This window comes from Streptomyces sp. NPDC059454, from assembly GCF_042749965.1.
GTDB lineage: Bacteria > Actinomycetota > Actinomycetes > Streptomycetales > Streptomycetaceae > Streptomyces.
Window position 1 is genome coordinate 227806 of the sequence record NZ_JBHYVC010000005.1, and the last position, 8843, is coordinate 236648.

Genomic DNA, 8843 nt, shown 5'->3' on the forward strand with positions numbered 1-8843 from the left:
CGACGCCCCGTGCGCCCCGGTCTGTGGCCGGAGCGCGTCTCAGGGGTGACGCGAGGTCACGCGTCGCGCTTGCGGAAGGCGTAGAAGCCCAGTCCCAGGGCCCCGAAGGCCCACAGGACGAGGAGCAGGAGCCCCATTCCGGGTCCGTACGGCGTACTGTCCGCGTTCATGAAGACGGTGCCCGCCGAGTTGGGCATCCGCTCCGCGAGCGACACCAGCGGGTCGATGTCGGAGGCCTGCAGGATCACCGGCAGGACGGTGAGCCCGACGAAGACGAGGGTGAGCGTGCCGGCGGCGCTGCGCACGGCCATCGCGACGGCGATCGTGAGCACGGCGACGAGCGCGAGGTAGACCCCGATCCGCAGGGCGCTGCCGACGGCGTCGCCACCGGCCTTGTCCGCCTCGTCGCCCAGGGACATCGAGGAGACTCCTACGCCGATCAGGCCGAACACGATGCCGGCGAGCAGGCTCACCGCACCGGCGACCGCGGTCTTGGCCGCCAGCAGCCGGCCTCGCATCGGCACCGACTGGAGTGTCGTGCGGATGCTGCCGGAGGCGTACTCGGCCGTGATCATCAGCATCGCCAGGGCGATCAGCGCGAACTGGGCCACGTACACGGTGGCCACGGCCACCTCACCGACCGGTACGAGGGTGCCCTCCTTGTTGTTGTTCGCCATGGTCGCGCCGATGATCGGGGTGGTGACCAGCATCAGCCCCGCCCCACCGAGCAGGCACCACCAGGTGGACCTGACCGACCAGAGTTTGATCCATTCCGCCGCCACGGCGCCGGGCAGTCCGCCGCCGGAGGCACGCACCGGCCGGCCGGCAGTCGTCGCGGGCATTGATGTCGTCATGACTAGTCCTTGTACTGTGTCAACGGTTCGACGCGGTCGCGTGGCGCTCTGCCGCCACTTCGGGGCGGGGTGCCGCCGGGGGTGCGGTGCCGAGCACCGCTTTCAGGGCCGGACGTTGCCGCAGCCGGGTGACGGCCCAGGTGCCCGGAGTCGTCATGATCAGCAGGAGCAGCGGGGCCAGCAGCACGCCGAGCAGGGCACCGGCGGCCACGTCGTGCAGGTAGTGCACGCCGACGTAGACACGTGACAGTGCGGCGAGCACGGCGAGCGGGAGGGCGAAGGCGGCCGCGAGGCGCCAGGTGAGCAGGAGCGTCGCGGCGGAGGCCACGGCGATCACGGAGTGGTTGCTCGGGAAGGACCAGTCACCGGACTCCGGACATTCGGCGATGGTCCGGACGTTCGGTATGTCGCGGCAGGGACGTTCCTCGTGCAGCCAGACCTTGATGATCTCGCTCAGCCCGTACACCACCACGACGGCGGCCGGTGCGAGCAGCGCCACGGCCATCGACCGGTGGTCACGGCCGCGGGCCCGCCACCACTGGAGGACGAAGAGGGCGACGAAGACGAGGATGACGAACTCCGTGCCGATCTCGCCCGCCGACTGCATCCAGCCGGGCGTGGTCGCCGCCCACTCGGTGATCTCCCGGTAGACGCCGACACCGTACTCCGGTCCGGCCTTCGCGAGGTGCACCACGGGGGTCGTCGTCTCCGGCATCAAGCCCCCGGGTGCTTCTGGTGACCGGAGGAGGCCCCGAATTCGACGCTGTCCGCGGTGAGTTCCATGTACGCCTGTTCCAGCGACGCCTCGATGCTGCGGACTTCGTGCAGCCGGACGCCCATCTCGAAGGCGAGGTCCGACACCCGGTCGACAGTGAGCCCCGTGATGTACAGCTCGTTGTGGCTCTCCCAGCGGACGGGCACCGCCATCTCGTACAGCCGGGCCATGAGCTTCTGGAGTCCCTCCTGTTCGGGACCGCGCGCCCGCACCGCGTTGAGCGAGCTGCTGTCGATGAGCTGCTGGACGGACGTTTCGGTGATCAGCCGCCCCTTGCCGATGATCACCAGGTGATCGGCGGTGAGCTGCATCTCGCTCATCAGGTGGCTGGAGACGAAGACGGTGCGTCCCTCGGAGGCCAGTCCGCGCATCAGGCCCCGGATCCAGCGCACGCCGTCGGGGTCGAGGCCGTTGACCGGCTCGTCGAACATGACAACTCCGGGGTCGCCCAGCAGGGCGCCCGCGATGCCCAGGCGCTGCCCCATGCCGAGCGAGAACGAGCCGGCACGGCGGCCTGCCACCGAGGTCAGGCCCACGGTCTCCAGGACCTCGTCGACCCGGCGCGTGGGGATGCCGTTGGTGCGGGCGAGCGCACGGAGGTGGGCACGCGCGCTGCGGCCGGGATGCACGGCCTTGGCGTCCAGCAGGGCACCGATCTCCCGCAGCGGATACGCCAGCTCCGCGTAAGCACGGCCGCCGACGAGCGCCTGGCCGGACGTGGGGTGGTCCAGGCCCATGATCATCCGCATCGTGGTGGACTTGCCCGCGCCATTGGGTCCGAGGAATCCGGTGACCTTGCCCGCCCCGATGGTGAGGGACAGGTTGTCCACGGCGGTCTGGCCGCCGTACCTCTTCGTCAGACCCTGCAGGGTGATCATGGATGACTACTCCCAGCCGTTCCAGCTTCTCTGTCTCACCGAGAACCTAGGCTCTGGCCAGGCACGATCGCATCAGTCCAAGGGAAGGCATCCGCCCTTACTTTAGTCAGGACTTCCACCAAGACCTTAGGCAACTGCCCGTTGACTCTTGCCATGATCCGCCCGGACAGCGCAGAGTGGAACGGCGGTTCCCAGCCGTACACAGCGACTGCTTCCACCTCACTTCCCCGTTCCCGCCGAAAGGTTTTTCACGCTGCCGGAAACAGTAAGCGCATCACCCTCGACCTCATCTGGGGAGCCATGTCTCAGCTCACGAACGAACCCGGTATAGAGGAATCCGCCCCCGTCGATCCGGTCCACACGGTCCGTACCTACTACCGTCTCGTCGACTCCGGCGACGTGCCTGGCCTCGTCCGGCTCTTCGCACCCGACGCCGAGTACCACCGACCCGGATACAACAAGCTCACAGGCCATGCGGAGCTCGAACGCTTCTATCGCGAGGACCGTGTCATCGCCGACGGCACACACCGCCTGTCCAAGGTCGTGAGCCAGGGCCGCGAAGTCGCCGTACACGGCACCTTCGAAGGGGTGCTGCGCGACGGAACGAAGACTTCCGTGCGATTCGCCGATTTCTTCAGCGTAACCGCGGAAGGAACGTTCTCGCTGCGCGAGACATTCTTCCACGCGCCGCTCGTCTGAGCCGGCCGCGAAAGACACCGGGGGATTTTCTCTGTCATGCGTCAATTGGATGCGAACGCAGCCGAGGCCGACCGAATACCTTTCGGGGAACAGTTCACCCCGCACATGGTCACCGCCGAGTGGACCGAGCGGGACGGCTGGTCCGAGCCACGGTTGAGCCCTTTCGGGGAACTGCCCATGTCCCCGGCCATGGTCGGCCTGCACTACGGCCAGGTCGTCTTCGAAGGCCTGAAGGCCTACCGCCGGGGCAGCGACGCGGTGGTCTGCTTCCGGCCCGCCGACCACGCCGCCCGGCTGGGGCGCTCCGCGGAACGGCTGGCCATTCCCGCACTGCCCGAGGAGAACCTCCTCCGGGCCCTGGACCTGATCCTCGAGGCCGACGGCGGGTGCCTGCCGCAGCGGCCCGGACTGAGTCTGTACCTGCGCCCGGTCCTCTACGCGAGCGAGGCGAACCTCGCACTGCGGCCCGCACGAAGGTACGCGTTCCTGCTGATCGCCTTCGTCACGGGAGGCTTCTTCTCCGACCGTCCGGACCCGGTGAAGGTCTGGGTCGGCCGTGACTACACGCGCGCGGCCCCGGGCGGCACCGGCAGCGTGAAGTTCGCCGGGAACTACGCCCCGTCGTACGCCGCCCAGGAACAGGCACGCCGGGCCGGCTGCGACCAGGTGGTGTGGCTGGACCCCGTGGAGCGCCGGTGGGTCGACGAACTCGGCGGCATGAACCTCTTCTTCGTCCGGGGCAGCGGCCCGTCGGCGCAGCTGGTCACGCCGCCGGTGACCGGAACACTGCTGCCCGGCGTCACCCGTGACTCACTGCTGCACCTGGCCGACGCACGCGGACTCGCCGTCCGCGAGGAGCCGCTGTCGATCGAGCAGTGGAAGGCCGAGTGCCTGGACGGCACGATCACGGAGACCTTCGCCAGCGGCACGGCCGCTGTCGTCACCCCGGTCGGCGCGGTGCGCGACGGCGCCGACGGGTGGCAGGTGGGGACGGGTCTGGCAGGCCCCCTCACGCTCGCCCTGCGCGATGCGCTGGTCGACATCCACACCGGACGAGCACCGGCGCCCGAGGGCTGGCTGCGCACGGTCGGCGTCCGGAGCACGGGCCATGACCGGCGGCCGCCGCGGGAGAGCCTGGTCGGCTCCGGTCAGTGAGCACCACGGCCGGTGCCGGGCTGTGACCCGCCGGCCGTCCATTCAACGCGGTCTGAAGGAACAGGGGGAGTTCCATGCGTTCCGACGTGCGTCCAAGACGTGCGGTCATCAAGATCGGCACCTCCTCGCTCATCTCCGCGGGAGCGCCCGACCCCGCGAAACTGTCCGCCCTCGCCGACGCGGTGCTGCTGCTGCGGAAGGACGGCCTCCGGCCGGTGCTGGTCGCGTCGGGGGCCATCGCCCTGGGCACCGGGCCGCTGCCGCCGGACGCCCGGCACAGCGGCACGGCCCGTCAGCTGGCGGCTGCGGTGGGGCAGGGCCTGCTCTTCGAGGCGTTCCGGCACAGCCTCGCGGAGCGGGGCCTGGCGGCCGCGCAGGTCCTGCTGACCCCGGTCGACGTCACCGGCCCGGAGCACGGTGACAGCGTCCGCGCGGTGCTCGAGTCCTGCCTCGGGGCGGGTCTGGTGCCCGTCGTCAACGAGAACGACACCGTCATGGTGCGCAACAACGACGTGCTCGCGGCGCTGCTGGCGGCCTCGCTCGGGGCCGAGCGGCTGGTGCTGCTCACCGATGTTCCCGCTCTGTACGAGAGCGATCCGCGCCGTGACGCCGACGCCCGCCGCATCCCCGAAGTGCGCGCTCTGACGCCCGGGATCGAACGGCTCGCGGGATCGGCGGCGAGCGGTATGGGCACCGGCGGCATGGCGGCCAAGCTGTGCGCCGCATGGATCGCCACGCTGGCCGGCGTGCCCACGGTGATCGCGGGCGCGGATGCCGAGGACGCGATGGTGCGCGCGGTCCGGGGCGAGGACATCGGCACCCTCGTCCACGCCCGGGTCCGGGACCCGCGGCCGGACCTGCGCCGGCTGTGGCGCGCCCTGTCGGCACCGCCGGCCGCGCTGCTGCGGGGCGGTCCCGGCGTCCGGCACCTGGTCGCCGGCGGCGCACCGCTGACAGCTCGTCATTTCGTGTCCGCCGACGGGCCGTTCGAGGAGGACGACGTCGTGGACGTGCTCGCCCCGGACGGCCGGGTCGTGGCCCGTGGTCGCACCGGCGTGGCCGCCGACCGCCTGGCCGACGGAGCCGCCGACCTGACCGTCATGCATCACACCGATTACATCAGCCTGTTGGAGGAGTGAGAGTGTCCGCCACCGTTACCGACATCTGCCGACACGCCCGTGCCGCGTCCACCGTCATCCGCGAGTTGACCACCGAGGTCAAGGACCAGGTGCTGAGCGAGATGGCCGACGCGATCGACGCGGCGGCCGAGGTGCTGAAGGAGGCCAACGCCCTTGATGTGGAGGCGGCTCGTGCCGCGGGGACCTCGGCCACCCTGGTCGACCGGCTCACGCTGACCGACAAGCGCATCGCGGGGATGACCGGCGCGATCCGCACGATCATCGACCTGCCCGACCCGGTCGGCCAGGTGGTGGGCGGCCGTACCCGTCCCAACGGGCTGCGCATCGAGCACGTGCGTGAGCCGCTCGGGGTCGTCGCGGTGATCTACGAGGCGCGTCCGAACGTCACCGCCGACGTGGCGGCGCTGTGCCTGAAGTCCGGCAACGCCGCGGTGCTGCGCGGCTCCTCGATCGCGCGGCACACCAACGCGGCCATCGCGGACGTACTGACCGGGGTGCTGCGTGCGCGGGAGGACGTGCCGGACGATGCCGTGCAGTTGATCCGGGACACCTCGCGCGAGGCCGCGATGGAACTGCTGCACGCGGACGGGTACGTCGACCTGCTGGTACCGCGCGGCGGCCCGAGCCTGATCCAGACCGTCAAGGACAACGCCACCGTGCCGACCGTGATCGACGGTGACGGCAACTGCCACGTCTACGTCGACGCCAGCGCCGACCTCGCGCGCGCCACGGACATCGTGGTGAACGGCAAGACGTCGCGGCCCAGCGTGTGCAACGCGGTGGAGACCCTGCTCGTCCACCGGGACCTGTCCGCGGACTGGCTGCCCAAGGTGCTGGACACCCTGCGAGGGCTCGGCGTGAGCGTCCGCGGGGACGAGCGGACCCGCGAGGTGTGGCCGGCCGCGGCCGAGGCGCAGGACAGCGACTGGGAGACCGAGTACCTGGACCTGATCCTGGCGGTGAAGGTGGTGGACGACCTCGACGAGGCCGTCCGGCACATCGACCGCTACGGCACGCGCAACGCCGAGGCGATCGTGGCCCAGGACTACGATGTGGCCCGCCGCTTCGCCCTGGCGGTCGACTCGGGCAGCGTCTTCGTCAACGCCTCCACGCGCTACTCCGACGGCGGCGAGTTCGGTTACGGCGTCGAGATCGGCGTCTCCACGCAGAAGCTGCACGCCCGCGGACCGATGGGGCTCGAATCGCTGACCTGTGTCAAGAACGTGGTCTGGGGCAGTGGGCAGACCCGTGTCATCTGAGCGCCCGGTGCGCGCCACGACCGCACCTCCCGTACCCGCGAAAGGCGAAGCCGCAATGCCCCCGCTGCACCACGCGAGCCTGCTGGACACGATCCAGGAGGCCTCGTCGATCAAGCTCAACAACCGGATCTACGAGATGCAGGCCGCCGGTGCCGACGTCGTCACGCTCTCCCTCGGGGAGGCCTTCTTCGACCTCCCCGTGCCGTCCTTCGAAGGCCTGCCCGCCTCCCGCCTGCACCACTACTCGCACTCGCGCGGCCTGCCGCTGCTGCGGGAGAAGCTCGCCAAGTACCACGCGTCCGCCTCGGGCGTACCGGTCGACCCCGACCACGAGATCCTGGTGACGGCCGGCTCGAAGGCCGCGATCTTCATGGTGCTCACGGCTCTGCTGGAACCGGGCGACGAGGTGATCGTCCCGGAGCCGCTGTGGGTGAGCTACCCCGATCAGGTGCGGCTGGCCCGCGGGGTGCCGGTGATGACCCCGTGGTACGACACCGTGGAGGACTTCGCCTCCTACATCACGCCCCGTACCCGCGCCATCGTCGTCAACAACCCCCACAACCCCAGCGGCCGCAGACTGGATGCCGAGGAGTTGCGGGCGCTGCACGAACTGGCCGAACGGCACGGCCTGTTCCTGATCGCCGACGAGGCGTATCACGAATTCGTGCCGGAGGGCGTGGAATTCGTCTCGGCCTTCACCCTCGATCCGGAAAAGCGGCACACCGTCGTCTGCAATTCCATGTCGAAGAACTACGGGATATCCGGCTGGCGCATCGGGTACGTGATGGCCAACCGGCAACTGACGGATCAGCTCATCAAATTGCAGCAGCATCTGGTGACCTGTGCACCGACGATTCTCAGCTACTACCTGGCGGAGCACTTCGAGAACATCCTGGAACAGACGCGGCCGCAGATCCAGCGGACCGTTTCACTGCGCAACCGGATGGCCGGGCTGCTCGCCGAGCGCGGTGTGGAGTGCCTTCCGGGGGACGCCACGTTCTATCTGTTCGCCTCGCTCGGCGCCTCCGGGCTGAACTCCGAGGAGTTCGCCAGGGCTCTGCTCGACCGGCACCGGGTGGCGGTGGTGCCGGGTGTCGGATACGGCGCCTCCTGCGACCGGTTCATCCGGATATCGGTGGGCACCGAGAGTGAGGAGCGACTGGTCCGCGGCGTGTCGGCGGTGGCGTCGCTCATCGAGGGGACGCGGTGAGCGGGACCGTCGCGTTCGTCGGCTGCGGGCGCATCGCCCGGGCCGTGGTGGGCGGGCTGATCGCGGCGGGAGGCGCCCCGGAGTCGATCCGGGGCGCCTCCCGCACCGGGGCCGGGGCCCGGGCGCTGAGCGAGGAGTTCGGCGTCCGGGCCGCAGCGTCGGTGCGGGAGGCCGCGGACGGCGCGGACGTCGTCGTCCTCGCCGTCCATCCGCACGAGACACCGGCCGCGCTGCGCGCCCTGGTGGGCGTGCCGGCCGGAGCGGTGCTGGTGTCGCTGGTGGCGTCCTGCCGCACGGAGGCGGTGACCGCGGCGCTGCCGGGGACCGCGGTGGTGCGTGCGGTGCCGAACGTCGCGGTGGCCGCGCGCCGCGGGATGACCGTCCTGGCGTCCGGCCCGGACTGCCCCTCCGGGGCACTCGCCGCCGCCCGGGCGCTCTTCGCGCCGCTGGGCGAGGTGCTGACGGTGCGGGAGGACCTGATGGAGACGGTCAGCGCACTGTCCGGGGCGGGTCCGGCCCTGATCGCCCACTTCGCGCGGGCACTGGCCCGGGCGGGCGCCGGGCAGGGGCTGAGCGCGGACACCGCCGCCGCCCTGGCCGCTCACGCCGTACGCGGCACGGGGGCGCTGCTGACCGAGCCCGGGACCACACCGGATGCCGTCATGGGCCAGGTCGCCTCCCCGGGCGGCATGACCGAGGCCGCACTGCGCACGCTGGACGAGCGGGCCCTGCCGCAGAGCGTGCGGCAGGCGCTCGACGCCGCGGTCCGGCTGTCGCTGGACCGCCTGCTGACGGGTGCCGACGGCCTTTCGGCACGCTCCTGATCCCGCTGGGTCCACTGCGGAAGAACCGCCGGGGTGGCCGCGTCCTGTGA

Annotated in this window: 9 protein-coding genes; 6 read left to right on the plus strand and 3 right to left on the minus strand. The window is 70.7% G+C overall.

The window, feature by feature from the left end:
• Window positions 1-56 precede the first annotated feature (56 nt).
• The 3 genes from ACFXAE_RS05695 to ACFXAE_RS05705 are packed head-to-tail and all read right to left on the minus strand — an operon-like array spanning window position 57 to window position 2507.
• Window positions 57-854, minus strand: coding sequence for an ABC transporter (locus ACFXAE_RS05695; protein ID WP_384708458.1), 798 nt, complete (start codon window positions 852-854; stop codon window positions 57-59).
• A gap of 19 nt (window positions 855-873) precedes the next feature.
• A complete protein-coding gene (locus ACFXAE_RS05700) occupies window positions 874-1569 on the minus strand; it encodes a phosphatase PAP2 family protein (RefSeq protein WP_384708461.1) in 696 nt (231 codons plus the stop codon).
• Window positions 1569-2507 carry an ABC transporter ATP-binding protein gene (locus ACFXAE_RS05705; protein WP_384708464.1) on the minus strand — a complete coding sequence of 313 codons (939 nt, stop codon included), beginning with the start codon at window positions 2505-2507 and terminating at the stop codon, window positions 1569-1571. Before ACFXAE_RS05705 ends, ACFXAE_RS05700 begins: the two co-directional genes overlap by 1 nt.
• A gap of 153 nt (window positions 2508-2660) precedes the next feature.
• Between ACFXAE_RS05705 and ACFXAE_RS05710 the strand changes: the two genes are divergently transcribed.
• The 6 genes from ACFXAE_RS05710 (at window position 2661) to ACFXAE_RS05735 (ending at window position 8793) form a co-directional block, all read left to right on the plus strand.
• Window positions 2661-3206, plus strand: a complete 546-nt coding sequence (locus tag ACFXAE_RS05710) for a nuclear transport factor 2 family protein (RefSeq protein ID WP_384708467.1) — start codon at window positions 2661-2663, stop codon at window positions 3204-3206.
• Between the two features lie 36 nt (window positions 3207-3242).
• The gene (locus ACFXAE_RS05715) at window positions 3243-4361 is read left to right on the plus strand and encodes a branched-chain amino acid aminotransferase (RefSeq protein WP_384708470.1); all 1119 of its coding nucleotides are present in this window, start codon (window positions 3243-3245) and stop codon (window positions 4359-4361) included.
• Window positions 4362-4435: 74 nt separating this feature from the next.
• Window positions 4436-5500 carry a glutamate 5-kinase gene (proB, locus tag ACFXAE_RS05720; protein WP_384708473.1) on the plus strand — a complete coding sequence of 355 codons (1065 nt, stop codon included), beginning with the start codon at window positions 4436-4438 and terminating at the stop codon, window positions 5498-5500.
• 2 nt (window positions 5501-5502) lie between these two features.
• Window positions 5503-6759 carry a glutamate-5-semialdehyde dehydrogenase gene (locus ACFXAE_RS05725; RefSeq protein WP_384708476.1) on the plus strand — a complete coding sequence of 419 codons (1257 nt, stop codon included), beginning with the start codon at window positions 5503-5505 and terminating at the stop codon, window positions 6757-6759.
• 55 nt (window positions 6760-6814) lie between these two features.
• Window positions 6815-7969 carry a pyridoxal phosphate-dependent aminotransferase gene (locus ACFXAE_RS05730; RefSeq protein ID WP_384708479.1) on the plus strand — a complete coding sequence of 385 codons (1155 nt, stop codon included), beginning with the start codon at window positions 6815-6817 and terminating at the stop codon, window positions 7967-7969.
• On the plus strand, window positions 7966-8793 hold the full coding sequence (locus ACFXAE_RS05735) for a pyrroline-5-carboxylate reductase family protein (protein WP_384708482.1): 828 nt from the start codon (window positions 7966-7968) through the stop codon (window positions 8791-8793). Before ACFXAE_RS05730 ends, ACFXAE_RS05735 begins: the two co-directional genes overlap by 4 nt.
• Window positions 8794-8843: the final 50 nt, after the last annotated feature.